This is a genomic window from Nocardia sp. NPDC060259 (assembly GCF_042728775.1).
In the GTDB taxonomy this organism is placed as follows: Bacteria; Actinomycetota; Actinomycetes; order Mycobacteriales; family Mycobacteriaceae; genus Nocardia.
Map to the genome: position 1 here is coordinate 1 of NZ_JBHXAY010000069.1, position 26,940 is coordinate 26,940.

At 68.2% G+C, this 26,940-nt stretch carries 30 protein-coding genes and 1 other RNA gene; 14 read left to right on the top strand and 17 right to left on the bottom strand.

All coding sequences use genetic code 11. The features are described from left to right. On the bottom strand, window positions 1-296 hold a 296-nt coding region (locus tag ACFWF2_RS22775), incomplete at its 3' end, for a diiron oxygenase (RefSeq protein WP_379309453.1). Window positions 297-523: 227 nt separating this feature from the next. Here ACFWF2_RS22775 and ACFWF2_RS22780 point away from each other — a divergent pair. Continuing rightward, entirely contained in the window at window positions 524-1,486 is a 963-nt protein-coding gene (locus ACFWF2_RS22780) for a DUF5996 family protein (protein WP_379309454.1), read from the top strand. A gap of 82 nt (window positions 1,487-1,568) precedes the next feature. On the opposite strand, the gene ACFWF2_RS22785 is transcribed toward ACFWF2_RS22780, so the two are convergent. After that, window positions 1,569-2,786, bottom strand: coding sequence for an acyl-CoA dehydrogenase family protein (locus ACFWF2_RS22785; RefSeq protein ID WP_379309455.1), 1,218 nt, complete (start codon window positions 2,784-2,786; stop codon window positions 1,569-1,571). 31 nt (window positions 2,787-2,817) lie between these two features. Then, window positions 2,818-4,212, bottom strand: coding sequence for an acyl-CoA dehydrogenase family protein (locus ACFWF2_RS22790; RefSeq protein WP_379309456.1), 1,395 nt, complete (start codon window positions 4,210-4,212; stop codon window positions 2,818-2,820). Between the two features lie 130 nt (window positions 4,213-4,342). Between ACFWF2_RS22790 and ACFWF2_RS22795 the strand changes: the two genes are divergently transcribed. Next, complete coding sequence (locus ACFWF2_RS22795; RefSeq protein WP_379309457.1) at window positions 4,343-5,761, top strand: glycosyltransferase family 39 protein; 1,419 nt, start codon at window positions 4,343-4,345, stop codon at window positions 5,759-5,761. Here the strand turns inward: ACFWF2_RS22795 and ACFWF2_RS22800 are convergent. Continuing rightward, entirely contained in the window at window positions 5,758-6,519 is a 762-nt protein-coding gene (locus ACFWF2_RS22800) for an alpha/beta fold hydrolase (protein WP_379309458.1), read from the bottom strand. The genes ACFWF2_RS22795 and ACFWF2_RS22800 overlap by 4 nt on opposite strands. 60 nt (window positions 6,520-6,579) lie before the next feature. Here ACFWF2_RS22800 and ACFWF2_RS22805 point away from each other — a divergent pair, with 60 nt between their 5' ends. Further along, window positions 6,580-7,005 (top strand): MerR family transcriptional regulator, encoded by a 426-nt coding sequence (locus ACFWF2_RS22805; RefSeq protein ID WP_379309459.1) that lies wholly within the window; start codon window positions 6,580-6,582, stop codon window positions 7,003-7,005. On the opposite strand, the gene ftsX is transcribed toward ACFWF2_RS22805, so the two are convergent. The 6 genes from ftsX to ACFWF2_RS22835 all read right to left on the bottom strand — a co-directional run bounded on the left by ftsX (window position 6,990) and on the right by ACFWF2_RS22835 (window position 11,830). Beyond that, window positions 6,990-7,892 (bottom strand): permease-like cell division protein FtsX, encoded by a 903-nt coding sequence (gene ftsX / locus ACFWF2_RS22810; protein ID WP_379309460.1) that lies wholly within the window; start codon window positions 7,890-7,892, stop codon window positions 6,990-6,992. The genes ACFWF2_RS22805 and ftsX overlap by 16 nt on opposite strands. Continuing rightward, entirely contained in the window at window positions 7,892-8,581 is a 690-nt protein-coding gene (gene ftsE / locus ACFWF2_RS22815) for a cell division ATP-binding protein FtsE (RefSeq protein WP_379309461.1), read from the bottom strand. Before ftsE ends, ftsX begins: the two co-directional genes overlap by 1 nt. Window positions 8,582-8,653: 72 nt before the next feature. After that, on the bottom strand, window positions 8,654-8,803 hold the full coding sequence (locus ACFWF2_RS22820) for a hypothetical protein (protein WP_365034010.1): 150 nt from the start codon (window positions 8,801-8,803) through the stop codon (window positions 8,654-8,656). Continuing rightward, entirely contained in the window at window positions 8,790-9,647 is an 858-nt protein-coding gene (locus tag ACFWF2_RS22825; protein WP_379309462.1) for a mechanosensitive ion channel family protein, read from the bottom strand. Before ACFWF2_RS22825 ends, ACFWF2_RS22820 begins: the two co-directional genes overlap by 14 nt. Before the next feature lie 140 nt (window positions 9,648-9,787). After that, window positions 9,788-10,906 carry a peptide chain release factor 2 gene (gene prfB / locus ACFWF2_RS22830; protein ID WP_379309463.1) on the bottom strand — a complete coding sequence of 373 codons (1,119 nt, stop codon included), beginning with the start codon at window positions 10,904-10,906 and terminating at the stop codon, window positions 9,788-9,790. A gap of 66 nt (window positions 10,907-10,972) precedes the next feature. Further along, on the bottom strand, window positions 10,973-11,830 hold the full coding sequence (locus ACFWF2_RS22835) for a helix-turn-helix transcriptional regulator (protein WP_379309464.1): 858 nt from the start codon (window positions 11,828-11,830) through the stop codon (window positions 10,973-10,975). 141 nt (window positions 11,831-11,971) lie between these two features. On the opposite strand from ACFWF2_RS22835, the gene ACFWF2_RS22840 reads away from it, so the two are divergent. The 8 genes from ACFWF2_RS22840 (at window position 11,972) to ACFWF2_RS22875 (ending at window position 19,277) form a co-directional block, all read left to right on the top strand. Then, the gene (locus ACFWF2_RS22840) at window positions 11,972-12,562 is read left to right on the top strand and encodes an NADPH-dependent FMN reductase (RefSeq protein WP_379309465.1); all 591 of its coding nucleotides are present in this window, start codon (window positions 11,972-11,974) and stop codon (window positions 12,560-12,562) included. A gap of 156 nt (window positions 12,563-12,718) precedes the next feature. Continuing rightward, on the top strand, window positions 12,719-13,504 hold the full coding sequence (gene hisN / locus ACFWF2_RS22845; RefSeq protein WP_379309466.1) for a histidinol-phosphatase: 786 nt from the start codon (window positions 12,719-12,721) through the stop codon (window positions 13,502-13,504). A gap of 96 nt (window positions 13,505-13,600) precedes the next feature. After that, complete coding sequence (gene recQ / locus ACFWF2_RS22850; RefSeq protein WP_379309467.1) at window positions 13,601-15,577, top strand: DNA helicase RecQ; 1,977 nt, start codon at window positions 13,601-13,603, stop codon at window positions 15,575-15,577. Window positions 15,578-15,739: 162 nt separating this feature from the next. Then, entirely contained in the window at window positions 15,740-15,976 is a 237-nt protein-coding gene (locus tag ACFWF2_RS22855; protein WP_379309468.1) for a hypothetical protein, read from the top strand. Between the two features lie 278 nt (window positions 15,977-16,254). Further along, window positions 16,255-16,794, top strand: coding sequence for a YdcF family protein (locus tag ACFWF2_RS22860; protein ID WP_379309469.1), 540 nt, complete (start codon window positions 16,255-16,257; stop codon window positions 16,792-16,794). A 152-nt stretch (window positions 16,795-16,946) separates the two neighbouring features. Next, window positions 16,947-17,888 carry an acyl-ACP desaturase gene (locus ACFWF2_RS22865; RefSeq protein WP_379309470.1) on the top strand — a complete coding sequence of 314 codons (942 nt, stop codon included), beginning with the start codon at window positions 16,947-16,949 and terminating at the stop codon, window positions 17,886-17,888. Between the two features lie 55 nt (window positions 17,889-17,943). Then, window positions 17,944-18,417 carry an SsrA-binding protein SmpB gene (smpB, locus tag ACFWF2_RS22870; RefSeq protein ID WP_280346910.1) on the top strand — a complete coding sequence of 158 codons (474 nt, stop codon included), beginning with the start codon at window positions 17,944-17,946 and terminating at the stop codon, window positions 18,415-18,417. Further along, window positions 18,414-19,277, top strand: coding sequence for an EamA family transporter (locus tag ACFWF2_RS22875; RefSeq protein WP_379309471.1), 864 nt, complete (start codon window positions 18,414-18,416; stop codon window positions 19,275-19,277). The genes smpB and ACFWF2_RS22875 overlap by 4 nt, the downstream gene beginning before the upstream one ends. Window positions 19,278-19,281: 4 nt before the next feature. On the opposite strand, the gene ACFWF2_RS22880 is transcribed toward ACFWF2_RS22875, so the two are convergent. Further along, window positions 19,282-20,580, bottom strand: coding sequence for an ABC transporter substrate-binding protein (locus ACFWF2_RS22880; protein ID WP_379309472.1), 1,299 nt, complete (start codon window positions 20,578-20,580; stop codon window positions 19,282-19,284). 225 nt (window positions 20,581-20,805) lie between these two features. On the opposite strand from ACFWF2_RS22880, the gene ssrA reads away from it, so the two are divergent. Then, window positions 20,806-21,177: a transfer-messenger RNA gene (ssrA, locus tag ACFWF2_RS22885) on the top strand. Window positions 21,178-21,240: 63 nt separating this feature from the next. On the opposite strand, the gene ACFWF2_RS22890 is transcribed toward ssrA, so the two are convergent. Then, on the bottom strand, window positions 21,241-22,434 hold the full coding sequence (locus ACFWF2_RS22890) for a Shedu anti-phage system protein SduA domain-containing protein (protein WP_379309473.1): 1,194 nt from the start codon (window positions 22,432-22,434) through the stop codon (window positions 21,241-21,243). 35 nt (window positions 22,435-22,469) lie between these two features. Here ACFWF2_RS22890 and ACFWF2_RS22895 point away from each other — a divergent pair, with 35 nt between their 5' ends. After that, entirely contained in the window at window positions 22,470-22,811 is a 342-nt protein-coding gene (locus ACFWF2_RS22895; RefSeq protein WP_379309474.1) for a hypothetical protein, read from the top strand. A 102-nt stretch (window positions 22,812-22,913) separates the two neighbouring features. Here ACFWF2_RS22895 and ACFWF2_RS22900 read toward each other — a convergent pair whose 3' ends face one another. The 4 genes from ACFWF2_RS22900 to ACFWF2_RS22915 all read right to left on the bottom strand — a co-directional run bounded on the left by ACFWF2_RS22900 (window position 22,914) and on the right by ACFWF2_RS22915 (window position 25,014). After that, on the bottom strand, window positions 22,914-23,126 hold the full coding sequence (locus ACFWF2_RS22900; RefSeq protein WP_379309475.1) for a DUF5302 domain-containing protein: 213 nt from the start codon (window positions 23,124-23,126) through the stop codon (window positions 22,914-22,916). 63 nt (window positions 23,127-23,189) lie between these two features. Further along, window positions 23,190-23,546, bottom strand: coding sequence for a type II toxin-antitoxin system PemK/MazF family toxin (locus tag ACFWF2_RS22905; protein WP_379309476.1), 357 nt, complete (start codon window positions 23,544-23,546; stop codon window positions 23,190-23,192). Continuing rightward, the gene (locus ACFWF2_RS22910; protein ID WP_379309477.1) at window positions 23,543-23,782 is read right to left on the bottom strand and encodes a hypothetical protein; all 240 of its coding nucleotides are present in this window, start codon (window positions 23,780-23,782) and stop codon (window positions 23,543-23,545) included. The genes ACFWF2_RS22905 and ACFWF2_RS22910 overlap by 4 nt, the downstream gene beginning before the upstream one ends. An 86-nt stretch (window positions 23,783-23,868) precedes the next feature. Beyond that, window positions 23,869-25,014, bottom strand: coding sequence for a serine hydrolase domain-containing protein (locus tag ACFWF2_RS22915; protein WP_379309478.1), 1,146 nt, complete (start codon window positions 25,012-25,014; stop codon window positions 23,869-23,871). A 126-nt stretch (window positions 25,015-25,140) separates the two neighbouring features. Here ACFWF2_RS22915 and ACFWF2_RS22920 point away from each other — a divergent pair, with 126 nt between their 5' ends. Further along, window positions 25,141-26,022, top strand: a complete 882-nt coding sequence (locus tag ACFWF2_RS22920) for a hypothetical protein (protein ID WP_379309479.1) — start codon at window positions 25,141-25,143, stop codon at window positions 26,020-26,022. Here the strand turns inward: ACFWF2_RS22920 and ACFWF2_RS22925 are convergent. Next, a complete protein-coding gene (locus ACFWF2_RS22925; protein WP_379309480.1) occupies window positions 26,000-26,839 on the bottom strand; it encodes a DUF1266 domain-containing protein in 840 nt (279 codons plus the stop codon). The two genes, ACFWF2_RS22920 and ACFWF2_RS22925, sit on opposite strands and share 23 nt — an antisense overlap. Window positions 26,840-26,940: the final 101 nt, after the last annotated feature.

The following is a 26,940-nucleotide window of genomic DNA, read 5'->3' on the forward strand; positions in this document are numbered from 1 at the left end:
AGCCCACGGATCAGCAGCTGCTCGAAATCCAGGCCGACCTTGGCGATCCCGGCCTGGCGCCACATGCCCATGGCGATCTGCTTCTCGACCGGCTGCGCCTTGTACCAGGGGTGGCGGCCCAGCGGGTCCTCGTCGGGCATGATCCAGCGCGGATCGTCGGAATGCACGGCGAACTCCGGCGAATCCCAGTCGATGTCGACATACGGATCGAAGTGCCGGTTCACCGAGCCTTCGGACAGGTTGCGCAGGATCTCGTGGTACTCGGGATCGGTTGCGGTGTTTTTGAGCGACAGCATCGGCGATGTCTCCTTCGGGGGTGGCGCAGGCCTCACTTTATATGGGACTCGGAGTCTCAGGCAACTGTAGGGCAGGTGTTTCGCTTGTCCAGCGCGCCCCACCTGTGCCGACGTACGATGAGGCAATCGCAGAACGTGTCGGACGGTTGACCAGTCAGCCAGGTTCCTGGCTGTGGAGTGAAACGGGCGGACTCGCGCCGCTCCCCACCGAGAGAGCGAGGATTCCGATGGCACAGCTGACTCCCGCCAAGGCCGTGTGGCCGACCCTGCGGGTCGATTCCTGGACCGACACCCGCGACACCCTGCACATGTGGACCCAGATCATCGGCAAGCTCAAGATGGCGGGCACACCGCTGGTCAACCACTGGTGGAATGTCACCTTCGCGGTCAGCGCGCGCGGGCTCTCGACCGGCGCGATCCCCGTCGACGGCCGCCTGCTCGACATCGAATTCGATTTCCTCGACCACGAACTCGTCTTGCGCACCAGCGACGGCCGCCACGCCGTCATCGCCTTGCGTCCGCGCACGGTCGCCGATTTCTACGCCGAGCTGGGTCATGTGCTCGGTCGTCTCGACGCGGTGGTCGATATCGAGGCCTCGCCGAACGAAGTCGACCCCGCGATCCCGTTCGCCGAGGACACCACCCACCACTCCTACGACGGCGATGCCGTCACCCTGTTCTGGCAGCAACTCGTCCAGATCCAGCGGGTCTTCCAGCTCTGGCGCGCCGGTTTCGCCGGGAAATCCAGTCCGGTGCAGGTCTTCTGGGGTTCCCTCGACCTCGCCTGCACCCGCTTCTCCGGCCGCACCGCCCCCTTGCACCCCGGCGGCGCCCCCAACTGCGCCGACTGGGTCATGGAAGAGGCCTACTCCCGCGAATGCGCCAGCGCCGGCTTCTGGGCAGGCGGTACCGAGGGCACCTTCTACGCCTACGCCTACCCCGCCCCCCACGGCTACTCCGCCCGTCCCGCGGGCCCCGACGGCGCCGAATGGGACGCCACCCTCGGCGAATTCGTCCTCCCCTACGACGTAGTCCGCCAATCCCCCGACCCCGACGCCACCCTCCTGAACTTCCTCGACACCACGTACTCCGCCGCCGCCGACCTGGCCCACTGGGACCGCAAACTCCTCGACGTCAACCCCCACCGCCTCGACCGCGTCCTCCACACCGACGACACAGCGGCACTCTGAGCGGTCGAGCCGCGCAGATCCGGAAACGCGAAAACCGGTGCGAGCCGTCGAGGCTCGCACCGGTTTCGTGTTGTCTACCAGCTCACTTGAGCTCGGCGCTGGTCTTTCCGAGGACGCGGCGAGCCACGATCAGCTGCTGGATCTGCTGGGTGCCTTCGAAGATGTCGAGGATCTTCGAGTCGCGGCCCCACTTCTCCAGGAGCAGGCGCTGGGAGTAGCCAAGGGTGCCCGCGAGTTCGACGGCCTTGAGGGTGACGTCGGTGCCGGTGCGGCCTGCCTTGGCCTTGGACATGGAAGCCTCGAGGGAGTTGGGCTTCTTGTTGTCGGCCATCCAGGCGGCGCGCAGGGCCAGCAGGTAGGCCGACTCGTAATCGGCTTCCATGCGCAGGAATTCGGCTGCGGCGGCGTGCTGGTTCATCGCGGGGGTGTCGTAGGAGATCTCGACACCGGCCTCGGTGAGGATCGTGCGCAGTTCCTCGAGCGCGGCGCGGGCGACACCGATGGCCATGGCGGCGACCAGCGGGCGGGTGTTGTCGAAGGTCTGCATGACCCCGGCAAAACCCTTCTCCACGTTGACTTCCGGCGAGCCGAGGATGTTGTCGGCCGGGATGCGGCAGTCCTGCAGCAGCAGCACGGCGGTGTCGGAGGCTTTGATGCCGAGCTTGTGCTCGAGCCGCGCCACCGACAGGCCCGGAGCGTCGCGCGGGACGACGAACGACTTGATCGCCGCACGGCCGAGGCTCTTGTCGACCGAGGCCCACACCACGATGTGGGTGGAACGCTCACCGGCGGTGACGAAGATCTTCTCGCCGTTGAGGACCCACTCGTCACCGTCGAGGACGGCGGTGGTGGTGACCGCGGCGGAGTCGGAACCGAAGGACGGCTCGGTGATGGCCATCGAGGCCCACACCTTGCCGAAGCGGGCCAGCTGCTCGTCGGTGGCGACCGCGGCGATCGCGGCGTTGCCCAGACCCTGGTAGGGGATGGTCAGCATCAGGCCGACGTCGCCCCACGAGGTCTCGAGCGCGTTGAGCAGCGCGGACATGTTGCCGCCGTTGGCATTGGCGAGGATGTCGGTCTCGGCTGCCTCGTCGTTGCGGCCGCCCGCGGCGCCGCCGATCTTCTGGGTGCCGGAGTCGGCGAGCCCCTCGACCATGGCGGCCATGGTGTCGAGCTCGACCGGGTACGCGTGCTCGGCGAGGTCGTACTTGCGGGAGATGGGACGGAAGATCTGTGAGGCGACCTGGTGGGCCTGGTTGGCGCTCGCCTTCAGCTTCTTGGGGAGTTCGAGGTTGATCATGGAATTCTCCTGGGTATCGAAGACGGACCGACTAGACCAGCACCACGCCCTCGGCAACGCCGACGGCTCGCAGGTCGCGGTACCACCGCTCGACCGGGTGTTCCTTGGTGAAGCCGTGGCCGCCGAGCAGCTGCACGCCGTCCAGGCCGATCTGCATGCCCTTGTCGGTGGCGAGCTTGCGCGCCAGCGCCGCCTCGCGGGCGAACGACAGACCCTGCTCCGCGCGTGACGCACCCCGCAGGGTCACGAGCCGGAGACCGTCGAGCTCGATCGCCATGTTGGCGACCATGAACGCGACCGCCTGGCGATGCGAGATGGGCTCGCCGAAGGCTTCGCGCTCGTTCACATAGGGGATCACGTAGTCGAGCACGGCCTGGCCGGTGCCGATCGCCAGCGACGACCAGCCGAGCCGGGCCAGCTGCACGGCGTCGGTGTACTCCTCGGCGCGCGCCTTGGCGTCACCGTCACCGAGCACGGCGTCGGCGCCGACGGCCACGTTGTCCAGGATGAGGCGACCCAGGCCCGCGGCGCGCAGACCCATGCTCGGGTCGGCCTCGACCGACAGGCCCGCGGTGTCGGACTCGACGATGAACAGCGCGGGGCGCCCGTCGAGTTCGGCGGCCACGATGAACAGCTCGGCATCGGCGGCGGCCGGGACCAGGCTCTTCACGCCGTTGAGGCGGAAGCCGCTGGGGGAGCGGGTGGCCTTGGTCTGCAGCGCGAACGGATCGAACAGCGCGCGCGGCTCGTTGATCACCACGGACGCCTGCGGCACGTTCTCGCCGGTGAAGGCGGGCAGGTAGGTCTGCTGCTGCGCGTCGGTGCCCCACTGCGACAGGGCGACGGCCACGCCGCTGGGCGCCAGGATCGGCAGCGCCAGACCCATGTCGCCGTGGGCGAGGGCCTCGGCCACCAGGGAATTGGTGACGGCACCGCGCTCGCTGGCCGCGCCTTCCAGTTCCTCGGGCACGTTGATCAGGGTGATGCCGAGTTCGGCGGCGCGCTCGAGCAGGTCACGCGGCGCCTTGGCCGCGTTGTCGGCCTCGTAGGCGGCCGGGCGCAGGATCTCGCCGGCGAAGTCCTTCACGGTCTCGACGATCATCTGCTGCTCGTCGGACGGGGTGAGGTCGAAGTAGTCCTTGGACTTGGCCTCGTTGTCGGGCAGTCGCTTGGGCTGGCCGCCGCCGGTGACCTTGGCGAAGGTACGAGTAGCCGCGCCCAGGGTGCGGAAACCGGTCTTGGTGCCCTCGTAGGTGACGCGTTCGATGGGCTTGCGCAGGTTGTACTTCTCGGCGAGCTCCGACCCGGTAATGGTCGTCAAAGCGCGCATCGCGGCGCCCATCCAGTCCCGCTTGGGCTGGCTGAGACCGACCGCGGACGTGTCGTTCGGACGTCGCTTCGTCGCGCTGTCTCGAGTGCTCATCATCACCTGATTTCCTCGGCTGTCGGGGCGCTTGTGACCCCAGCTATCTTACTCCTCGGTAAGTCTATCTTACTCTGGAGTAAGAAGCTCGTCGACGGACCGGCAATCGGTGATTTCGTGTCAGTCTGGACGAGTGACCGTGATCGCGTCGGTTTTCGCCCTGGTTCTGTTGATCACCACGACGCGCTACGGCTACCACCGTGACGAGTTGTACTTCCTGGCCGCGGGCCGCCGGCTGGACTGGGGATATCCCGACCAGCCGCCGCTGACGCCCGCGCTGGCCCGGCTGATGGCCGCGATCGACCCCGATGCGCTGTGGGTATCGCGGCTGCCCGCGATCGCCGCCGCGACCTTCGTCGTGGTGTGCGCTGGGCTGATGGCCACAGAGCTGGGTGGGGGACGTGGCGCGCGGGCGCTGGCCGCCGGTGCCGTGGCGAGCGCGGCCATGGCGCAGGCGGCGGGGCACCTGTTCGGGACGACGGTGTTCGATCTGGCGGCGTGGTCGCTGATCTGTCTGCTGGTGCTGAAGTTGCTGCGCGGGGCCGATCCGCGGTGGTGGCTCGCGGTCGGCACGGTGGTCGGGCTCGGCGTGCAGAACAAGGTGCTGGTGGTCGTGCCCGTCGGTGCGCTCGCGGTCGCGGTGCTGCTGACCCCGCAGCGAAAAGTGTTCGCCACCAGGTATTTCGCGGCGGCTGTCGCGATCGCGGCGTTGATCGCGGCGCCGTACCTGTGGTGGCAGGCGGCCAACGGCTGGCCGCAGTGGGCTTTGAGCAGGGCGATCGCGGACGGTTCGTCGGGGACCTCCGATTCGCCGATCATGTTCGTGCTCTTGCAGTTCGGGTTGTTCGGCCCGCTGCTGGTGCCGCTGTGGGGCTACGGGCTGTGGCGGTTGTGGCACTCGCGGTACCGGGCGTTTCCGATCGCCTACGGGGTGCTGTTCGTGCTGTTTCTGGCGGCGGGCGGTAAGGCGTACTACCTCGGCGGGATGTATCCGGTGCTGCTCGCGGCGGGGTCGGTCGGACTCGCAGAGGCGCTCGGTGATCAGGGAAAGCGCTGGGCGGCAGCGGGTTCGGTGATCGCATTGAATGCCGCGATGTCGGCGGTGTTGTTTCTGCCCGTGCTGCCGGTCGCGCAGTTGCCCGGCTCTCCCGTCCTCGCGGTGAACTACGACGCGGGGGAGACGATCGGCTGGCCCCGGTTCGTCGCGCAGGTGGCGGCAGCCCGCCCGCCGGGCGCCGCCGTCCTCACCGCGAACTACGGCGAAGCCGGTGCCATCGAGCGCTACGGCGCCGAATACGGTCTGCCCACACCGTATTCGGGCCACAACGCCTACTGGTGGTGGGGTCCGCCGCCGGACACCGCGACCACGGTGCTCACCGTCGGTATCGACCGTGATCGGCTCACCGGCTTGTGCTCGATCGTCGAACCGGCGGGCGTGCTCGACAACGGACTCGGGATCGACAACGACGAACAGGGCGAACCGCTGTTCGTCTGCCGCGAGCCGATCCGGCCGTGGTCGCAGGTGTGGCCCCAGCTGCGCACCCTCGGTTAAAGACCCTGTCGCTCCAGGAATTCGAGCAGGACCTTGCGCCACGCGTCGGGCTGCTCGGCCATGACCACATGACCCGCGTCGATCTCGGTGTACTCGGCGCCGGGAATCGCGGCGGCCAGCGCGCGGGAGTTGGCCGGGTCGACGAGCAGATCGGCGGTGGTGTTCACGATCAACGTCGGCACCGTGATGCCCGGCAGATCGCCCGTCGTGTCGACCGTCTCGATCAGCGCGGCCTGCTGCCGGGTGCCGCCCGGGATCGCGGCGGCGGTCTGCGCGACCATCTCCTCGATCGCGGCGGCGGGTAGCGCGTTGACGAACTCGGCGGAAAACCCGGTGAGCAGCACCAGCCGGGCGAAGCTCTCGTGCGCGCCCCGGTCGAGGAGATCCTGCCAGGCCCGCACGATCAGCCTGGCCCGGTTGTCGGGTACAGCCAGCCCGGCGGTGAGCACCAGGCCGGTGACCCGGTCCGGGTGCCGGGCGGCGGCGCGCACGGCGACGGCGGTGCCGAGCGAGAAACCGACGATCGTGAAGGTCGGCACGCCGGCGTCGACCGCGGCCGCCACCAGAGCGTCGGCCAGGTCGTCGAGGGTCAGCGGGGTGTCGTCGGCGGGGTAGTCGGAGGCGACCACAGTGTGCTCGGCGGCGAGGTCGGCCAGGACGACGCCGTAGTTGCTCTCGATCGAACCGCCGCCGCCGTGGGCGAGGACGATGCCGTGGCCTGATCCGTGGACGGTCGTCTGCAGGGGAATCGTTGTCATGCGACGGAGGTTAGGGATTCACATGGATGTGAAGGTCAAGGCGAACGTGGGGGCGATCACATGCTGATCGGCGAACTCGCGCAGAGCACCGGTGTCAGCACGCGCCTGCTGCGCTACTACGAGGAACAGGGTCTGCTGCATCCGCAGCGCGACTCGAACGGGTATCGCAGTTATCCGGAGGCGGCGGTGGCGGCCGTGGCGAAGATCCGTGAGCTGCTCGCGGCCGGCCTCACCACCGAGGACATCGGCCGGCTGATGCCGTGCGCCGATCCGGACGGGCCGGTGCAGGCCTGTGAGATGTCGGTGCGGATCATGTCCGAGCGAAGCGCCGAGCTGAACCGGCGCATCGCCGAGCTGGACCGCCAGCGCACCGAACTCACCGCGCAGCTCGGCGCTTCGCTCGCCGGCGCGGACGCCGATGGCGGGGACCCGACAACGAGTCCCCGCCATCGCGGTGCGCGGTGGCGGGACTACTCCCTGACGTAGAAGCGCAGGGTGAGATAGGCGGTCACCGCCGCGAAGACGATGCCGATCGGGGCGATCGTCAGCGCGACCACGGCGATGTCGTCACCGGTGATCCGCGGGAAGACATTGCTGTCGAACAGCGGCCCCAGCGCCCGGTCGATCACCAGCGGGCGGGCGATGACCAGCCCGAGGATCGCCAGCACCGAGCCGACGAACGCGGCCGCCACCGCCTCCAGGAGGAACGGCAGCTGGGTATACCAGCGCGTCGCGCCCACCAGACGCATGATCCCGACTTCCGTGCGCCGCGTGTACGCGGCGATCTGCACCATGTTCAAGACCAGCAGCATCGCCGCCAGCGCCATCACCAGCGCCAGCCCGAACGCGGCATTGCGCAGGCCGTCGAACAGGCTGACCAGCCGGTCGACGAACTCCTTGTCGTTGGCGACGATCCGCACGCCCGGCCTGGTGGCGAAGCTGTCGTAGATGTGCTGGTACTGATCGGCGTCGGTCATCTTCACCCGCAGCGAGGCGGGCAGCGGTGAGTCGGCGATGTACTGCACCATCTCCGGCTGATCGGCGAACAGCTTCTTGGCCTCCTCCAGCGCGTCGGCGCGGTTGAGGAACTGCACGCTCTCCACACCCGAGGTGCTCTTCAGGTCGGCGAGCAGTGTCTTGCACGGCTCGGCGGCGCAGTCGGGGTCGGTGTCGGAGACGGCGTCGTCGAGGTAGAACCGCACCTCGAGCCTGCCGATGAAGAAGTTCTCGGTCTTGTCGGCCATCCGCACCGACAGCATGCCGCCGCCGAGCATCATCAGCGACACCGCGGTGGTCAGGATCATCGCGACGGTCATCGTCATGTTGCGGCGCAGACCGTCGGCGACCTCGGTGAACAGGAAACTCAGTCGCATTATCGCCCCACCCCGTAGACACCGGTCGCCTCGTCGCGCACGAGTCGGCCGTGGTCGAGCTCCACCACCCGCCTGCGCATCGCGTCGACGATGTGGTTGTCGTGGGTGGCCATCAGCACGGTCGTGCCGGTGCGGTTGATCCGTTCCAGCAGCGACATGATGTCGGCGCTGGTGTCGGGGTCGAGGTTGCCGGTCGGCTCGTCGGCGAGCAGCACCAGCGGCCGGTTGACGAACGCGCGCGCGATCGCCACACGCTGCTGCTCACCACCGGACAGCTCCGAGGGCAGGCGATTGCCCTTGCCGCCGAGCCCGACCATGTCGAGCACCTCGGGCACGGTGCGTTCGATGAACTGCTGCCGTTTGCCGATCACCTCGAGCGCGAAGGCCACATTCTGCTCCACGGTCTTCTGCTGGAGCAGCCGGAAGTCCTGGAAGACGCACCCGATCCGCTGCCGCAACTTCGGCACCTTGCGCCCCGGCAACCGGTCGACCCGGAAATCGGCCACCCGGATCTCGCCCGACGTCGGCGCTTCCTCCTTGAGCAGCAGCCGCATGAAGGTCGACTTTCCCGAACCGGACGGGCCGATGATGAAGACGAATTCGCCTTTGTCCACCTCGACGGAGACGTTGTCCAGCGCCGGCCGCGTCGATGTCTGGTACGACTTGGTGACGTTGCGCATGGTGATCACGGGGAGCCAGTGTAGCCAGCGACCCCCGCGACGACCGGGCCCAGGACGACGTCGGCGAGGCGGTGAGCGATCCTACGGCGTCGGATCGACCCAGGTGGGGACGGCGTTGAGCAGCGACACCGGGCCGGTGTTCGCGGTCTCGGCGGGCTTGACGAACAGGTAGACGACGAACGTGGACACCCAGGTGGCCATCAGGATCGCCGTCGACTTACGTGGTTTCACTGATACCTTCCTTACGCAGGGCCGCGGCGACGCGCACGCGCAGTTCGCGCCCCACTTCGAATTGTTTGCCCGGCAATGTGCGGGCAACCATCCGGATGTTCATCTCGTCGAGCGAGAGATCTTCCACACCCATCACGGACGGTTCGTCGAGCAGCAGTGGCTTGAGACGGCGATCCTGGTAGGCCTTGGTGCACACCTCGTGCAGGATCTCGTTGATCTTGGTGATGTCGGCCTGCGCCGACACCGGCACGTCGATCGCGGCACGCGCCCAGTCCTTGGACAGGTTGGTCACCTTCACGATCTGCCCGTTGGGGACGGTGATCACTTCGCCGTCGGAATTGCGCAGGGTGGTGATGCGCAGCGTCACATCCTCGACGGTGCCTTCGGCCGCATCGGCGGAGCCGGTGACCGAGATCTGCACCACGTCACCGAAGCCGTATTGGCGTTCGGTGATGAGGAAGAACCCGGCCAGGATGTCCTGCACGATCCGCTGGGCGCCGAAACCGAGCGCGGCGCCGAGCACCGCCGCCGGGGCGACCAGACCCGTCACCGCGAAGCCGAGCCTGCGCAGCACCTCCATGCCGACCAGCACGTAGACGATGGTCAGCACCACCCACGTGATGACCTGGGCCAAGGCGTGCCGGTGCTTGGCCGCTTCGGTGCGGACCAGCGCGTCGCTCGAGTGGAAACCGGCGTCGATCTTGGTGGTCACCCGGTCGCGCACGAACGCGGCGAACCGGCCGAACAGCATCGCGCCGACGATCAGCAGCACGATCTCGAGCCCGCTCGACCGCAGCCATCCGGTGATCTCCGGGGCCGTGTTGATCGCGAGGACGCCGCTCATCGCATCGCCCCGGCCGACAGTCGACGGGGCGCGCGCTGACACAGTTCCGGTTGGCTCGAACACACACCCGAAAGGTTACAGCGAGGTCTCGGTGCCCGGTCAAACGCGAACACGCCCGGGACGGGCGAGCGAACAGGTGGCTACGCGTCGGCCTGTTCCCGCATGCGCCAACGGATTCCGGATTCGATGAAGCCGTCGATGTCGCCGTCGAGCACCGCCGAGGGGTTGTTCACCTCATAGTTGGTGCGCAGATCCTTGACCATCTGGTACGGGTGCAGGACGTAGGAGCGCATCTGGTTGCCCCACGACGCGCCCTCGTTGGTCTTGAGCGCGTCCATCTGCGCGCGCTCTTCCTGGCGCTTGCGCTCGAGCAGCTTGGCCTGCAGCACGCGCATGGCCGAGATCTTGTTCTGCAGCTGCGACTTCTCGTTCTGACAGGTCACCACGATGCCGGTGGGGATGTGGGTCAGCCGGACCGCGGAGTCGGTGGTGTTGACGCTCTGACCACCCGGACCCGAGGAGCGGTACACGTCGACGCGGACCTCGCCCTCGGGGATCTCGATGTGGTCGGTGGTCTCGACCACCGGCAGCACCTCGACCTCGGCGAAGGAGGTCTGGCGGCGGCCCTGGTTGTCGAACGGGCTGATCCGGACGAGCCGGTGCGTGCCCATCTCCACCGAGAGCGTGCCGTAGGCATACGGCGACTTCACCGCGAAGGTGGCGCTCTTGATGCCGGCTTCTTCGGCGTAGGAGGTGTCGTAGACCTCGACGACGTACTTGTGCCGCTCCGCCCAGCGGATGTACATGCGCATCAGCATCTGGGCCCAGTCCGCGGCGTCGACGCCACCGGCGCCGGAACGGATGTTGACCAGCGCGTCACGCTTGTCGTACTCGCCGGAGAGCAGGGTGCGCACTTCCATCGCCTCGATGTCGACGCGCAGCGCGGCGCGCTCGGTGTCGGCGTCGGCGGTGGCTTCCTCGGCGGCGCTGCCCTCTTCGGACTCGGCCAATTCGTAGAGAACCGGCAGGTCTTCCAGGCGCTGGCGCAGTTCCTCGACGCGGCGCAGCTCGCTCTGGGCGTGCGACAGCTCGCTGGTCACCTGCTGGGCGTGGTCCTGGTTGTTCCACAGTTCGGGATCGGCCGCCTGGTGCTCGAGCTCGTCGATGCGACGGCGTAGCTCCTCGACATCGAGGACCGACTCGACCGTCTTGAGCGTGGTGTCGAGTTCGGCGAGGTCGGCGATAACGTCAGGATGCACGATTCCCAAGGTTACCGGTCGCCTCCGACACGGTGAAACACACGCACCCGCCAGGGCACGCGCGGGTCAGCTCGCGATGGCGCGCAGGCCGCCGGGGCGCCGCCCGACCAGTCGGTCGAGGGCGGTCGCGCTCGCCTCGTCGGCGGGCAGCAGGACATACAGCGACTGGTCGTCGTCGATGGACAGATCCAGCGATTCGTAGGCCAGGCGCAGGGTGCCCGCCTCGGGATGGCTGATCCGGTTGATCCCGCCCGACGGCGGCAACCCTGGCAGCGATGCCAGCCGATCGGTGAAGGCGCTGCCCGCGGTGACGGTGAGCTCGTCGACCAGCGCGGCGACCATCGGGTCGGCGCGGAACGGGCCCTGCTTGAGCGAGGCGACCAGCTTGTCGGCCGCGGAATCCCAGTCCGGGTACAGCTCGCGCGCACCGGGATGGGTGAACACGAACCGGGCCACATTGGCCGGCTCGCCCTGCTCGAACAGGCCGCTGGGCGCCATCAGCGTGCGGTAGCCCTCGGTGCAGGCCAGCACCTCGGTGAAGCGGTTGGTGATCGCGGCGGGCGCGGGTTCGAGCTGGTCGAGGATCGCGCGGATCGTGGGCCGGACGGTGCGGTTGGGGCCGTTCTCGGCGGCACCACAGCTGAAACCGGACATGCCTTTGGTGAGCTGGTGCAGGTGCACGCGTTCGCGGGGGCTCAGCCGCAGCGTGTCGGCCAGCGCGGACAGCACCGGCGGGGAGGGGTGCCGGTCGCGGCCCTGTTCGAGCCGGATCAGGTACTCCACGCTCACCCCGGCCAGCATCGCCACCTCGGCGCGGCGCAGTCCCGGGGTGCGCCTGCGCTGACCCGCGGGCAGCCCGACCTCGGCGGGGGAGACCGCCTCGCGGCGCGTCCGCAGGAACAGCCCCAGTTCGTTGTCGCTCACCTGATCGACCGTACCCAGCCGTCCGGCGCCGAGAGTGGCCGTGCCACTACCACTCTCAGCGTGGTCTCCCTGACAGGTTCGTGGCGGGCGAATGTTGACGCATCGGCCGGACGGGCCGGAGCCACGACAGAGGAGGACACCATGTCCGCACAGCGACTGAAGCTCGCGATCATCATCGGCAGCGTCCGCGAGGGGCGGTTCGGCCCGGTGGTCGCGAGCTGGTTCGCACAGCAGGTCGACGATCGCTTCGAGGTCGATGTCATCGATCTGGCCGAGGCCGAGCTGCCCGCCGCGCTGCCGCCGGTGCCGCCCGCGGTTGACCCCGACATGCCGCGTCCGGCCGGGATGAGCGATCTCACCGAGCGGTTGGCCGCCGCCGACGCCTATGTCGTCGTCACGCCCGACTACAACCGCAGCTACCCGGCAGCCCTGAAGTCGGCCATCGACTGGCACTACACCCAGTGGGACGCCAAGTCCATCGGCTTCGTCGGCTACAGCGGTGGCTCCGGTGGGTTGCTGGCGATCGAGCACCTGCGCCAGGTGTTCAACGAACTCAACGCCCACACCGTGCGCAACTACGTCTCGTTCCCGCGCTACTACATGCTCTTCGACGAGAACGGCGAGCTGCGTGAGCCCGCGGGGTTCGAGGCGGAGGCACGGGCGCTGCTCGACCAGTTGCACTGGTGGACAAGCGCTCTGGTGGCCGCACGAGCCGCCCAGGTCGCGGCCTGACCGAGTCCGCGGTGTCGCCCGCCGACCGCTATGAGGCGACGTGGCCGTCCCGTCGATCAGGTGCCGTCGGGTAGGCGGCCATCGAGGGGTGTCTGATCGGCGGGACACAAGGGGCCGCGACCCCGAGCGCGCCGGTGCTCCCAATACACTTTCCAAGTGGCTGCCTACTCCGCTGACCTGGACCTTGCCCTCCGACTGGCCGACGAGGCCGACGCGATCTCGCGGGTGCGTTTCGGCGCCGTCGACCTGAAGGTCGACTCGAAGCCGGACCTGACCCCGGTTTCGGATGCCGACCTGGCGGTCGAACAGGTGATCCGGCGCGTGCTCGCCGAGGAACGCCCCGGTGACGCCGTGCTCGGCGAGGAATTCGGCGGCGACGCCGAGTTCACCGGCAGGCAGTGGGTGGTCGACCCGATCGACGGCACCAAGAACTTCGTCCGCGGTGTGCCGGTCTGGGCCAGCCTGATCTCCCTGCTCGAGGACGGTGTTCCGGTGGTCGGCGTGGTGAGCGCGCCCGCCCTTGGCAGGCGCTGGTGGGCGGCGGCGGGATCGGGCTCGTGGGTCCAGGTGCACCCCGGGGCGCCGAAGCCGATCTCGGTGTCGGCGGTGCCTGATCTCGGCTCGGCGAGCCTGGCCTTCTCCAGCCTGTCCGGCTGGCACGAGCGGGGGCTGCGGGAGAAGTTCGTCGACCTCACCGACGCGGTCTGGCGGGTCCGCGGCTACGGCGATTTCTTCAACTACTGCCTGGTCGCCGAGGGCGCGGTCGACATCGCCGCCGAGCCGGAGGTGTCGCTGTGGGACCTGGCCGCGCTCGACATCCTGGTCCGCGAGGCCGGTGGCACGTTCACCTCCCTGGACGGGCGATCCGGCCCGCACGGTGGCGACGCGGTGGCGAGCAACGGCCTGCTCCAGGACGAGGTCCTCGCCTGTTTGCGCGGCTGAATCCGGGTTATCCACATGTGAGCAACTACCGGTGAACGCCGTCGTCGGGTCCGGTGGACGGGCTGCGGGCCCGGCGCGCGCTCGTAGGATGGCCCGGTGAGCAATTCCGGCGCCACAGCCCCCGATGTCGACGACTTCCCGCCCGACGACGCGTACCCGTCCGACGGTGGCTATGTCTCCGAGCACGATTTCCACGACACCGGCGGCTTCCACTTCGACGACCTCGCCCCGGCCAGGCCGGGACGGGCCGCTGCCCCGGCGCGCGGGGAGACGGCCGAGGAGGTGCTGCGCCGGGTCTTCGGCTACGACAGCTTCCGCGGCGACCAGGCGGCCATCGTCGAGCAGGTCGTCGGCGGCGGTGACGCGCTGGTCCTGATGCCGACCGGCGGCGGTAAATCGCTGTGCTACCAGGTGCCGTCGCTGGTGCGATCCGGTGTCGGTGTCGTCGTCTCGCCGCTGATCGCGCTCATGCAGGACCAGGTCGACGCGCTCAGCGCGCTCGGTGTGCGCGCCGGATTCCTCAACTCCACGCAGTCGCCGGATCAGCGGCGCACGGTCGAGGCGCAGTTCGTCGCCGGTGAACTCGACCTGCTCTACCTCGCGCCGGAACGCTTGCGCCTGGAATCGACGCTGCGGCTGCTCGAGCGCGGCACGGTGGCGCTGTTCGCGATCGACGAGGCGCACTGTGTGTCCCAGTGGGGCCACGACTTCCGGCCCGACTATCTCGCGCTGTCGCTGCTGCACGAGCGCTGGCCCGATGTCCCGCGCATCGCGCTCACCGCGACCGCCACCGAGAAGACCCGCGCCGAGATTGTCGAACGACTCGACCTCGGCGCGGCGAAGCAGTTCGTCTCCAGTTTCGACCGGCCCAATATCCAGTACCGGATCGAGTCGAAGAATCGCGCCGACCGTCAGCTGCTCGACTTCATCCGTGCCGAGCACCCCGGCGACGCGGGCATCGTCTACTGCCTGTCCCGCAATTCGGTGGAGAAGACCGCCGCCCTGCTCAACGAGAACGGGGTGCGCGCGGTGCCCTATCACGCGGGCCTGGACAACCGGACCCGCGCCGAGAACCAGGCCAGGTTCCTGCGCGAGGACGGCCTGATCGTGGTGGCCACCATCGCCTTCGGCATGGGCATCGACAAGCCCGACGTGCGCTTCGTCGCCCACCTCGACCTGCCCAAGTCGGTGGAGGGCTACTACCAGGAGACCGGCCGCGCAGGCCGCGACGGGCTACCGTCCACGGCCTGGATGGTCTACGGCCTGGCCGATGTCGTCCAGCAGCGCAAGATGATCGACTCCAGCGAAGGCGACGCCGCACACCGTCGGCAGCTGCAATTGCACCTGGACGCGATGCTCGCCCTGTGCGAGACAGTGGGCTGCCGACGCGTCCAATTGCTGAACTACTTCGGTCAGCCCGGCCAGGCCTGCGGCAACTGCGATGTGTGCCTGAACCCGCCGGAGACCTGGGACGGCACGGTGCCCGCGCAGAAGCTGCTCTCGACCGTGCTGCGGCTCAAACGGGAACGGGGACAGGCCTTCGGCGCCGGCCACCTCGTCGACATCCTGCTCGGCAAGACCAACCCGAAGATCACCCAGCACCGGCACAACGAACTGTCGGTCTTCGGCATCGGCACCGATCTGCGCGACACCGAATGGCGCGGCGTGGTGCGTCAGCTGCTCGCGGGCGGACTGCTCGCCGTGCACGGCGAGTACGGCGTACTCGCGCTCACCGACGCCAGCAACGAGGTGCTGTTCGAGGGCAGGAAAGTGCCGATGCGCCGCGAACCCGAGCGCGCGGCTCGCCCGGCGCGCGCGGCCAGATCGGCCAAGGCGACCGTCGACCTGCCCGCCACCGATCTGCCCTTGTTCGAGCGTCTGCGGGCCTGGCGCGCGGCCACCGCGAAGGAACAGGGCGTGCCCGCCTACGTGGTGTTCCACGATGCGACACTGCGCGAAATCGTTGCGCGCAAACCGGGTTCACTCGCCGAGCTCGGCACCGTCGGCGGCGTCGGCGAGAACAAACTGGCCCGCTACGGCGAGGGAGTGCTCACGGCGCTGAACGAGGAATAGGCGTCCGCGCCGCGGCGTGCGCGAACCGGTCGGACGCGCCGATGACGAACGCCTCGCCTTCGCCGCGGCCCTGCACAGCACCGGTGCGGGGCACGCCCGCGGCCCGTACGGGCGCGAAAGGAACGAGCGACGAACCCGGGCGTCGCGCGATACTGTCGAGCCATGGCGAACGGTGAAGGCTCCGAGAGCGAGACATCGGGCGGCGCGAGCCAGGGCGGAGCCGACAGCCCGCTGCCGCCGATGCCGCACCGGCGAATCGACCCCACCGTCGCGCCCAGCCTGCTCGGCGGCCACCACCCCGTAGTCCACCGGGGCAGGCCGCGCTGGTCGACGGTCGCCCTGATCCTCCTCTTCGCCGCGGCCCTGGCGCTCTATCTGGCACTGCGCCCCGGCGGCTGACCCGCCGCACGCGGCGACGATATTCCGGCACCGGCGCCGATCCGGAATGTTTGCGATGCTGCGGACCAGCGGATGACGCCGAGTGCTGTGACCTGTAGTAGCCCCAGGTCATAGCGCTTCCGGCGGCCCGATTCCCGGCGCACTCTTGGCCTCCTCCGACCGATCGAGCTGATCGGTCCCGGCTCGAGGAGGCGACGGGAATGGTGTGGGTCACCGGGATGACGCGAGGGGTGTGCGCGGCTCTGGCAACGACCGGATTCGTTTGTGCCGCAGCACAAGTGGTTACCGCGCAACCGTCGGCGCCGACCCCGGTGCAAGACCTGCACCGGGTGCTGACGCCGGAGCTGCCCGGCAGCTACGGCGGCGACACCGCCGTGGTGATCCTCGGCTACGGCCTGACCCCGGAGGGCGCGTTGCGCGCGGAACTGGTCCGTCGGCTGCGGGCAGGCTTCGTCCAAGCGGTGTTCGCGCCGTGGTCGCCGATCATCGTCACCGGCGGGAATCCGCAGGCCGGATTGAGCGAGGCGGACGCGATGGCCGACTGGCTGGTGGCCGCCGGCATCGATCCGGCGCGGATTCTGCGTGAGCCGCACGCGGATTCGACCGTGGCCAACGCCCGCAATACCGCCGCGCTGATGGCCGAGCACCACCTGCGCGCCGCCGTGCTGGTCACCTCCGGCGATCACGTAGACCGGGCAAGGGCCGCGTTCGACGACGCGGGCGTCCTGGTCGTCGGCGAGCTCACCCCCGACCGCACGCTGTGGCCCGCGCTCCCGCTGCGGATCGACCAGTTCGGCCCCGTTCTCCCGCCCGCCTGACGGGCACAGACGGCGGTGCGCCTAGGCCGCACCGCCGCTTCCTGTGAGCGGACACAGTGTTTTCGTCATGTGACCGCCGCCGGGCCGCCCACCCGCCATCGTTGGGCGCGGGGGCCGCCGTCCCCGCCCGCACATTCTCCGAGGTGACATCTATGAAGCTCCTGTCCGACAGCGACATCCTGGCCGAACTCGAACCGACCGCCGAAGCCAACCTGAACGACCACCTGGCCAAGGCCAAGGACTGGCACCCGCACGACTACGTGCCGTGGGACGACGGGCGCAACTTCGCGGCGATGGGCGGGATCGACTGGGACCCGGAGCAGTCGCGGCTGAGCGAGGTGGCCAAGGCGGCGATGATCACCAACCTGCTCACCGAGGACAACCTGCCCTCCTACCACCGCGAATTGGCCGACACCTTCGGCTTCGACAACGCCTGGGGCACCTGGGTCGGGCGCTGGACCGCCGAGGAGAACCGCCACGGCATCGTCATGCGCGACTACCTTGTGGTGACCCGCGCGGTCGACCCGGTCGCACTGGAAGAGGCCAGGATGGCGCACATGACCGCGGGCATCGCCAAGCCGGAGCCGGGCTCACAGTTCCTCAAGGGCGTCGCCTACGTCACCTTCCAGGAACTGGCGACCAGGATCAGTCACCGCAACACCGGCAGGCTGTGCGACGACCCGATCGCCGATCGGATGCTCGCGCGCATCGCGACCGACGAGAACCTGCACATGATCTTCTACCGCAAGCTGTGCGCGGCCGCCCTCGACCTCACGCCCGACGCGGCCATGCGGGCCATCACCGATGTCGTCCTGCGTTTCCAGATGCCCGGTCTCAACCAGCCCAACTTCCGGCGCAACGCGGTACTGCTGGCCAAGCACGGCGTCTACGACCTGCGCCAGCACCTCGACGTCGTGCTCGAGCCCGTGCTGCGTACCTGGAAGGTCTTCGACCGCACCGATTTCGGCGCGGAGGGCGAGCGCGCCCGCGACGAACTGCACGCCTACCTGGTCGACCTGGAGGTCAAGGCGGCCCGGTTCGAGGAGCAACGCGACCGGGCGCTGGCCCGCGCCGCGGAACGCGTCGCGAGCTGAGGGCGGGACGGACCACGGAATAAACGGGTGGCGCGGTCACTTAGAGTTGACTGTCATGAAGGAAAAGGGCCGGAAGGTCATCGCGACCAACCGCCGGGCGCGGCACAACTACACGATCCTCGACATCTATGAGGCGGGGATCGCGCTGGTCGGCACCGAAGTGAAGAGCCTGCGCGAAGGCAAGGCCTCCCTTGTCGACGCCTTCGCGACCGTCGACAACGGCGAGGTGTGGCTGCGCGGCCTGCACATTCCGGAGTTCAGCCACGGCACGTGGACCAACCATTCACCGCGGCGCACCCGCAAGCTGCTGCTGCACAAGCGCGAGATCGAGCACCTGGTCGGCAAGTCCAGGGAGGGCAACCAGACGCTGGTGCCGCTGTCGATGTACTTCTCCGACGGCAAGGTGAAGGTGGAGCTCGCCCTCGCCAAGGGCAAGCAGGACTACGACAAGCGCCAGGACCTGGCCCGCAGGCAGGCCGAGCGTGAGGTCACGCGCGAGATCGGTCGGCGGGTCAAAGGCATGCGTTGATCTCCGTCCTGCTCGCCCTCGTGGCGGCGGCGGGGTACGGAGTCAGTGACTTCTTCGGCGGGATCGCGGCACGGCGGGTCACCGCGTTGCGGGTGGTCGTCGTGTCGTACCCGTGGTCGGTGCTGCTGGTACTGCTGATCGCGCCGCTGGTCGGCGGGCACGCGGACGCCGCATCGATGCTGTGGGGCCTGGCCGCGGGCGTCGCCAGCGGGCTGGCGGTGTGGTGGTTCTACGCCGCGCTGGCCGACGGGCCGATGGCCGTGGTGTCGCCGGTGACCGCGGTGCTGGTCGCGGGCATCCCGGTGATCGCGGGGTTCTTCCTCGGCGAGCGGCCGGGTCCGCCGGCGATCGCGGGGATCGCGCTGGCGCTGGTCGCGGTGGTGCTGGTCAGCCGGGAGGCGCCCGACGAGACGACCGAGGAGATCATCGGCGGCCGGGAACTGCGGTTCAGCAGGCGGGTCGCGCTGCTCACCGTCGGGTCGGGCGCCGCGTTCGGTTTCGCGTTCTTCTTCCTGCACGAGACGAGCGCAAGCGCGGGCCTGTGGCCGCTGCTCGGGCAGCGCGCCGCGGCGACAGCGGTGGTGTGGACCTCGGCGCTGGCCGCGGGCCAATTCCGCGGACTGCACGGTGAACCGCTGCGGCTCGCGCTGGCGATCGGCGTGCTCGACGTGATCGCCAACGCGGCGCTGCTCTACGCCTTCCACGGCTCGATGCTGTCGGTGGTCAGCGTGATCGGCTCGCTGTATCCGGCCGCGACGGTCCTGCTGGCGATGGTGCTGCTCGGCGAGCGGATCGGCGGGCTGCAGAAGGTCGGGATGGTGCTCGCGCTCGCGGCGGTCGGGATGATCGCCGCGAACTGAGCGGCTAGAGCCGGGTGCAGGGTTCCTGGATGCCCAGCCGTCCCAGCGTGGTCCCCTGGTAGCCGGTGCTGATAGCCCTTGCCCCCATCGGCGCGGTCGCGTCCGGCTTGAACACCACCGACCACTCCGCGGACAGATCGGGTGCGGTGGCACCGGCCGGATGAACCACCACCATGCCCTCCCCGTCCGTCTTCAGGTCGGTGATGGTGCGGCGCAGGCCGGAGCGGGTGAGCTCGCCGTCGGCGGCGGCCGCGATGAGCAGGGATTTGAGCGGATAGGAGATCGCCCAGCCCAGCGAGTAGCCGAAGTTGGCCGGTTCGTGGTCGACGGCAGCGCGGGCGCGCTGGGCGCCGACGCTGTCACCGCTCCAGCTGTCGACAGGGGTCGTGTAGTTGTACAGCGCGGTGAGCGCGGGCGCGGCGGCCGTCTGCAGCAGGGCCGCGTTCCAGGTGGGCAGGGAGCCGAGGAACCGGCCGGTGAAGCCCGCCTTCACGAGCTTGCCGACGATCTCCGCGGTCTCGGCGGGCCCGGTGGCCAGCATGACCAGATCCGGTGACGCGGCCAGCACCTCCTCGACCGGGCTGTCCTGGTTGCCGACCTCGCCGTTGGGACCGGTGTCGATGCGGTCGGCGATGGTGGATCCGTTGGCCAGCGCCCACTTGAGCGCGCCGCTGGCGTAGTCGCCGCCCCAGTTGCCGCGATAGGCGACGATGGCGATATTGCGTGGCGCGTAGTGGTTCTCGGCGAACCAGTCCAGCCCCATCACGGCTTCGGTGCAATAGGAGTAGCCGGCGCTGAGCACCAGATTGCGGTCGGCGCTGCGATAGTTCCAGCCCGACCACTGGGTGGCCGCGACACTGACCATGTCGTCGGTGTCCATCTGGTTGAGCAGCGCGATCGACTGCCCGGTACCGAGGCTCTGCGCCAGCGCGAGCACGTGCGGTTCGATCTCGTGGTAGGCGGTGCGGTGGACCCGCGGATCGAAGGAGGTGTTGCGGCTGTAGGTGGTGATGTCGACGTCGTAGCCGCCGATGCCGCCCGACTGGTTCACCTGGTTCCAGAACGCCAGCTGTCCCTCGTTCATCGAGATGCCCAGCGGTGCGAACGGCCCGCCCCCTAGGTCGGAGAGCACGCCGAGATAGATGCAGCCACGGTCCTTGTGCGCCGAGCCGGGACAGGGCGCACTCGTCACGCCAGGGCCCTCGGCCTGCTCGCTCGACGAGCAGGCCCCGGCCAGGACGAGACCGGCTACGAACGGGATCACCGCGGCACGGCGCAGTGCCCGCGGTTTGGTGAATGCCATCAGGTAACTCCTTGCTCCAGCCGCCCAAAGGATTTCGCTGTCCCGGTGCGACCGATCGAGAACAGTACCCGCCCCGACCGGCACCGCTGACCGGATTGACCGAGCCGGGCCGGTGACGTTCGCTACCAGGTCACCGGGGCGACATCGCCCACTGGCAGAAATAACGGGAAGATCCGCGCCGGCGGGAGTGTTAATATGACTAGCCCGCAGGGTGCGGGCACGTACGGGGCTGAACGGTTTCGACTGCGTACGTTGATTCAGGGGAAGCGTGTCGGTGCAGGCAAGAGACCACCGTAAGCGTCGTTGCAACCAATTAAGCGCCGATTCCAATCAGCGCGAGTACGCCCTCGCTGCCTAAGTAGCAGGTCGTCTCTGTCAGTCCGGGTTCGTCCCTCGACCCGGGTACTGGCATCAGCTAGAGGGAATTACCGTTCGGCTCGGTCGCGGAGTCGGACGGGACATCAAACAGCGACTGGGATCGTCATCCGGGCTTGTTCGCGAGACCCGGAGGTCCAAGTAGAGGCCTAGCGAACTGCACACGGAGAAGCCCTGAAGACGCGGCGGAGGACCCGGGTTCGATTCCCGGCAGCTCCACGGAGAAGGCCCGGCCCACCAGGACCGGGCCTTCTGCTTTCCGAGTCGAAGAGTGTGTAGGGGTCATTAGTCGGATGCTCGATCGTCCAGCGTCAGCAGTCGTTCGGCGCTGTCGATCAGCTCTTGATAGGTGATCACCTCGATACGACTCAACGTCGCGTTGTATGTTCGGAGCGCCCCGGCAACCTCCGAAGCTGAGTACCTTCGGTCGACGAACTTCGGATGGCCGATCACAACAGTTGCGAAGGCCCTCCGGCACTCGATCCCGTAGTCCGCAAGTATGGCTGCGCGATTCTCATCCAGTGATCGTAGGTAGTTTGCAGCCTGGGTAACTGCACGGTGGACGTCGAGTCCTGCGGAGCAGTGGGTCCGCGGCTGCTCAACGAGGTTCGGCACCATGGCCTTCTTCAACTCGACTATGTGCAGCGATCCGTCACCCCGAAGTAGCGGGATGTCGAACTCGTCCATCGTTGTGAGTTGCCGTCTCGCGAGCTCCTTCACGTACCGGCCACCGAACAGCCATGTCTGTTGCCGTAGCAGACTGTGGATGTCCCGTTCGAGGCTGACTGGATCCTCGACTACCGCTCGGAGGGTAGCGATCGCGGCTCGCCTCCTATTCCACTGGACAGCCTGGGCAATCACATCTGAACCCGGCATATCGGCGATTTCTGCAAGGGTGGTGTCATCAACAGATGATCTATCGCACGGGTCGTTGAGGACTAGTTGAATGTGTCTGAGCCACGCGAGATGAGCGCTCGCGTTACGCGGAAGCTGGACACCGCCGAGCCGGTCCTCGCCGATCGTCCACCGCTCCATCGCGTCGGAAACCTGGTCCAGCCACTTGGCGGCTTCAGCAGCGCTGGCCTCGGGGCGGTCCTTGACGTACTCGTTGAGCAGCTCTGCGCATCTGCGTAGCCCGACTTCCAACAGGACACGCATGAACTTCTCCTCGGATTCACGTCTACCCGGCATGTATCGGGTTTCCAGGAGAGACAGGTGGATGTTCCCGGAGGCGTAGTCGGCGAAGTCGGACAGCCGGTTGCTGATGTCCGGCCGACCGCTGCGCGCAGCGGCGCTCGAAGCGTTCATCAGATGGGTGATTAGCGGTTTCCCGCGTAGGTAACGATGGCCGCCTGAATCTGGTCCGTTCGTCGTGAACTCGATCGCTTCGTCGATCAGGCGGTGAACCTCGGGCTCGTCTATCATCGTGCGCGTCGCGCGGAGCAGCTCGACAAGAGTAAAGCTCGACCGGAAGCCCATCGACCAAGTCTTGCACGGGAGCTAGGGTGTCGGCTGTGGAAGTAGAGCGTGGCAAGGCTCTTCGGCATGTTCTAGCCGAGATTAGCGGCCACCCAATTGGAGATCACGACTACGTCGCGTTCTTCGTCAACGAGCATGGCGAGCAGATGGTCTTTGTTCGAGAGCCCCTGGCGGAACATGGGTTCTTCCTCCACTCGGATCTTGACTGGGAGCCCAAACTTGTGGCCAGACCTCCGACCTCTGGTGGTAGCGCCCTCGATGTGCCACCTGAAACCAGGCACTTCCTTGGGGACGTTCCCGTGGTTGGAGATGTGATCCTGGACCGTTCCGAATCCTTGTGGCTTTCGGCTTGTTTGGCCGCCAGCGCAGACTGGTGATCATATGCGGCTCGGGGCGAAGCCAGCGGCAACCGAGTCCATGATCTCCACTCGAGGCCCCTCACCGGGAACGCAGGTGAGGGGCTTTCTCGTGCGGGTATGTCAGCCGCCGGCCCGGCGGCGGAAGGTGCGCTTGCCGCCCGCTGCGGCTTGCGTGCCGCGCACCTTGGCGGCGTTCTGTGCGGCTCCGCCCACAGCGGCGTTCCCATTCTTTCGCTCGAGCGCTTCGCGGAACTTCCGCTTGGTCGCTTCTGCCTGCGATTCGATTGCTTCGTCTCCGGAGGATTCGGCGGGGACTTGCTTGTCATTGGACATGGGTCCAGCCTGCCACCTCCGGACGCCCTGCGAATCCACGGCGCCGCAGTGCGACCGTGGCTATCAACCTTCCATGACCGTGAAGTCGCTGACCCAGCGACGGATCACGGCGAGTGTTTGCGTGCTGACCGAACCGGCGGTGCCTTTGATTCGGCTGGTGCTGATCGTGCGTGGTTGCTCGGTCATCGCGAAGGAGGTCTCCTTCAAGCCGAGCTCGTCACCGCGCAGCGGGACATGGTGCGGCCAGCCACGGTCGGTGGTGGTGACCGGTACGACGATGACGAGCCCGCGAACGGTTCGCAGGTAGTCGGCGGTCGAGATGACCACCGCCGGCCGCCTGCCGTTCTGCTCGCGCCCCTGGGTCGGCGAAAGCTCGGTCCAGACAACGTCTCCGGGGCGGCTCGGTGAAATTGTGCTCACCGCGCGTCGTCCAGGCCGTCTTCAAGCGTCTCGTTCCAAGCGTCGATCTCGGCCGCGTAGTCCGCGTCTACCTCGGCATACGCGGCGGCAACAGCGGCGAACCGCTGTCGGCGCTCGTGCTCGTCGAGTAGGAGCTCGAGGGTCTGGGAGACGGTGCGGCCTTCTGCCTGTGCCAAAGAGCTGACGCGCTCACGCACCGACTGCGCGACCTTCATCGAGGACATCGGGGCACTCATGGTGTGCACTTCCTTCACATCTGGATACCGACAAGGATACACGAGTGCCATACTTTTGTGGATACCTGTGGGCTCCGAGTGCAAACTCAAGGAACCGCGGGTGGGCGGTCGGGGACGAGGTGGGTGGCGAGGGCGGTGCCGATGGGGATGGCGTTGTTGGTGGCGGGGGAGGTGGGGCCGTGGGTGGTGTAGACGATGATGGTGGTGGCGGTTTTGGTGTCGTGGAGGGCGACGCCGTTGTAGCCGCCGTAGGCAGGGTTCATGTAGAGCCAGTCGGCGAGGTGGACTACGCCGAAGGCGAAGTATTTTTCGGTGGTGAACGGGCCCAGACCTGCGGTGGAGGGGCCCATCATCTGCTGGAACTGGTCAGCGGTGAGGCGTTCGCCTGTCGCGAGGGCGCGGACCCAGCGGGCGATGTCGGTGACGGGGGCGTTCATGTTGCCGCTGTGCAGGAAGGCGGTGGGGTTCCAGAAGGTGGAGTCCTCGAAGACGTTGCGTTCGTTGGTGTAGCCGTGCAGGTAGGGTTCGTCGATCGCGGGGTTCAGGACGATCTTGCTGTCGTGCATGCCCAACGGGATCAGGATGTGGTCGGCGATCAACTCGCCCAACGACTTTCCGGTCGCGTTCTGCAGGACCTCGCCGAGGACGACGAGATCGCTGTGCGCGTAGGCGAAGTCGGTGCCGGGCTCGAACAGAGGTGGGCGGGCGTTGGCGCGCTCGAGCAGTTGCGAGGCGGTCCATTCGCGGATCGGGTTCTCGCCGAAGATCTTCAGGAACTCCGGCTCGGTCACGTAGTCGGCGATGCCGGAGGTACTGTCGGCGAGCATGCGCGGGGTGATCTTGTCGGCGCGCGGGAAGCCGGGCAGCCAGCGGGCGATGGGTTCGTCCATCTTCAGCACGCCGTCGCCGTCGAGCCGCCACAGCACGGTGGAGAGCATGGGCTCCATCGGCTGGCCGACGCGCACTTTCATCTCGGGAGTCGCGGCGACGCCCAGCGGTGAGCCGCCGAACGCGCCGAGCGCGATCTCCTCCCCGCCCCGCCAGACGCCGTACACGGCGGAACTGACACCGAGTTCGGTCACCTGGCCGCGCACGATATCGGTGATCCGCGCTGCCTCGGGGCTCTCGGACGGCGAGGACGACCCGGTATCGCTGTCGGACCCGCAGGCCGCGGTCGCGAAGACGAACGCAACGGCGAGTACCGCACACGCTCTCCGAACCGACACGCTCATGACGGCGATCCCTTCGTGGAAGAAAACTCACCCGAGCAGCGCAGTCGAATCTACGCCGCCCCGTTTCGCCGGAACAGCCCATCGGTAGGATCCAGCCAGGCGGGGCGGGCCAGGAGGGATGTGGCTGTGATCGAGGTATGGGGTGCGCGCGTCGCCGTGCGTTATGCGGACGGGCGGTTGGTGACGACGCCGCTGCGGGCCGACAACGAGGCCGCGCTCGATATCGCCGTGGCCGAGCTGGCCAGGATCGCGCTCGCGACCACCGACGACGATCAGCTGGCCATGCTGCTGTTCTTCCGATCTGCGCAGGTCAGCGTGCAGGAGGTGCCGACCGATCGGCATCCGGTGCCGGTGTTCCTGGAGACCGGGGTGCGCGAGCAGGCGCAGGTCCTGGTCAGGGCGGTCGAGCGGGATCTGATCAGCTTGCGTCGGGTGTTCCCGCCGCGCCCGAATCTTGTTCCGCCGCCCCCGGTCCCCGGCCCGAACGGCCCGCGGCGACCCGATGTGACGGCTGCGGTGGCGCGGATGCGGTACGCGGGCAACTCCGCGCGCGAGATCGAGATCCTGCACGGCTGTGCGCGACCGGACGAGTACGTGCTCGAACTGGCCCAGGCCGGGCACGAGGGCGCACCGGGACTGGTCGCGATCACCACGCTGCGGCTGCTGTTCGTCTCGGCGTGGGCGGTCTACGAGTTCCCGGTCGCGGTGCTGACCGGCGCCGAAGTGCGCACCGTGCCGGGCCAGGTGGTGACACTGCGCGTGTCCGGCGCAGGCACCGAGCTGGACTTTCTCGATTGGGAGCCGGTCGATTTCGGCCGGGTCGCCGAGGCGCTGCGGCTGGCCTGCGAGATCGAGCACGTCGACGGTTCGATCGCGCAGTCGCTGCCGTCCTCGGCGGACCTGTTCGGCGAATGGCAGCTGCTGGTGGAGCGGCGCAAGCTGGGCATGGTCGCCGACGATCCGTTCCGGCGTCAGGCCGTCGGCATCATGCTGGCGATGCCGGGCTGAACACCGGCGCACCCTGATGAAGGGCCACCCGCCGCCACGGACTCGACGGGCGCAGGTGCAGACCGGCGATCATCCGCCTGCGTTCGGCGATCTGCGTCCTGGCGGCCGACAGGTCCTGCGCGGCCGCCCAGAAGATCGCGCCGGTGAGGAAGCCGTCGCCGAACTGGCGCCAGTTGCGGTAGTGTTGACGCGCCCGGTCAAGGCCGGTCAGCATGTGGTCCCAGGCCTCGTCCTCGGTGAGATACCCGGCGGTGCAGGCGGCGCGGGCGATGAAGACCAGCCGCGCGAGATCCCATGCGGTGGCGTCGGTCTGCAGCGGTGTCGGGAGGCTGTCGGTGATGCCGAGTTTGATGGCCTGCAGCCACGCGTCGTAGTCGCGGTCGATGCCCGCGGGCCCGCGATAGCCGCGGAAACCCGAGAGCGTGTGCAGGAATTCGCGATGTTCGTCGGCCAGCCCGGACCGGTCGACCCGGCCCTGCTCGGTCGCCGCGGCGACGGCGAGCGGGTGGACGAGTTCGAACAGCGGTGCGTGCATGCCGACGAGCAGCCTGCGGATGGTGTCCCGCGCGTCGTCGGCATTGTCGACGCCCCACGATTCGTGCAGTCCCTCGATCGCGGTCTCGCGCCGGGTCGAGGTGCTGTCCTCCTCTTCGGGCAGGAAGGCGACCCCGTCGCAGTGCGCACCCCAGCTGCGCCCGTAATAGGCGCCGACGGCGAGTGCCCTGACCCGGTCGTCGTCGATGGCCGCACCGGACCAGACATCAGGTTCGTCGTCGATGTCCGGTCCCGGAAATCCCGCGACACGCGGTCGCCGCACTGATCCTGCCGGTTGCATGGAGCCACCCCTCCGCCGAGCCGAAACGTTGTGCCGCCAGATCCTACGGCCGGTGGGCGGTCGCGCGGCGCCCCGGGTGTGGG

What these genes read in the sequence shown, in the direction of transcription:
- ACFWF2_RS22890 (WP_379309473.1), bottom strand. Translation starts at nt 22,434, where the DNA reads ATGGGCTTCCGGTCGAGCTTTACTCTTGTCGAGCTGCTCCGCGCGACG.
- ACFWF2_RS22915 (WP_379309478.1), bottom strand. Translation starts at nt 25,014, where the DNA reads ATGAGCGTGTCGGTTCGGAGAGCGTGTGCGGTACTCGCCGTTGCGTTC.
- ACFWF2_RS22825 (WP_379309462.1), bottom strand. Translation starts at nt 9,647, where the DNA reads ATGAGCGGCGTCCTCGCGATCAACACGGCCCCGGAGATCACCGGATGG.
- ftsX (WP_379309460.1), bottom strand. Translation starts at nt 7,892, where the DNA reads ATGCGACTGAGTTTCCTGTTCACCGAGGTCGCCGACGGTCTGCGCCGC.
- ACFWF2_RS22855 (WP_379309468.1), top strand. Translation starts at nt 15,740, where the DNA reads ATGGCGAACGGTGAAGGCTCCGAGAGCGAGACATCGGGCGGCGCGAGC.
- ACFWF2_RS22900 (WP_379309475.1), bottom strand. Translation starts at nt 23,126, where the DNA reads ATGTCCAATGACAAGCAAGTCCCCGCCGAATCCTCCGGAGACGAAGCA.
- ACFWF2_RS22790 (WP_379309456.1), bottom strand. Translation starts at nt 4,212, where the DNA reads ATGATGAGCACTCGAGACAGCGCGACGAAGCGACGTCCGAACGACACG.
- ACFWF2_RS22910 (WP_379309477.1), bottom strand. Translation starts at nt 23,782, where the DNA reads ATGAGTGCCCCGATGTCCTCGATGAAGGTCGCGCAGTCGGTGCGTGAG.
- ACFWF2_RS22865 (WP_379309470.1), top strand. Translation starts at nt 16,947, where the DNA reads ATGAAGCTCCTGTCCGACAGCGACATCCTGGCCGAACTCGAACCGACC.
- ACFWF2_RS22785 (WP_379309455.1), bottom strand. Translation starts at nt 2,786, where the DNA reads ATGATCAACCTCGAACTCCCCAAGAAGCTGAAGGCGAGCGCCAACCAG.
- ACFWF2_RS22840 (WP_379309465.1), top strand. Translation starts at nt 11,972, where the DNA reads ATGTCCGCACAGCGACTGAAGCTCGCGATCATCATCGGCAGCGTCCGC.
- ACFWF2_RS22880 (WP_379309472.1), bottom strand. Translation starts at nt 20,580, where the DNA reads ATGGCATTCACCAAACCGCGGGCACTGCGCCGTGCCGCGGTGATCCCG.
- ACFWF2_RS22805 (WP_379309459.1), top strand. Translation starts at nt 6,580, where the DNA reads ATGCTGATCGGCGAACTCGCGCAGAGCACCGGTGTCAGCACGCGCCTG.
- ACFWF2_RS22780 (WP_379309454.1), top strand. Translation starts at nt 524, where the DNA reads ATGGCACAGCTGACTCCCGCCAAGGCCGTGTGGCCGACCCTGCGGGTC.
- smpB (WP_280346910.1), top strand. Translation starts at nt 17,944, where the DNA reads ATGAAGGAAAAGGGCCGGAAGGTCATCGCGACCAACCGCCGGGCGCGG.
- ACFWF2_RS22800 (WP_379309458.1), bottom strand. Translation starts at nt 6,519, where the DNA reads ATGACAACGATTCCCCTGCAGACGACCGTCCACGGATCAGGCCACGGC.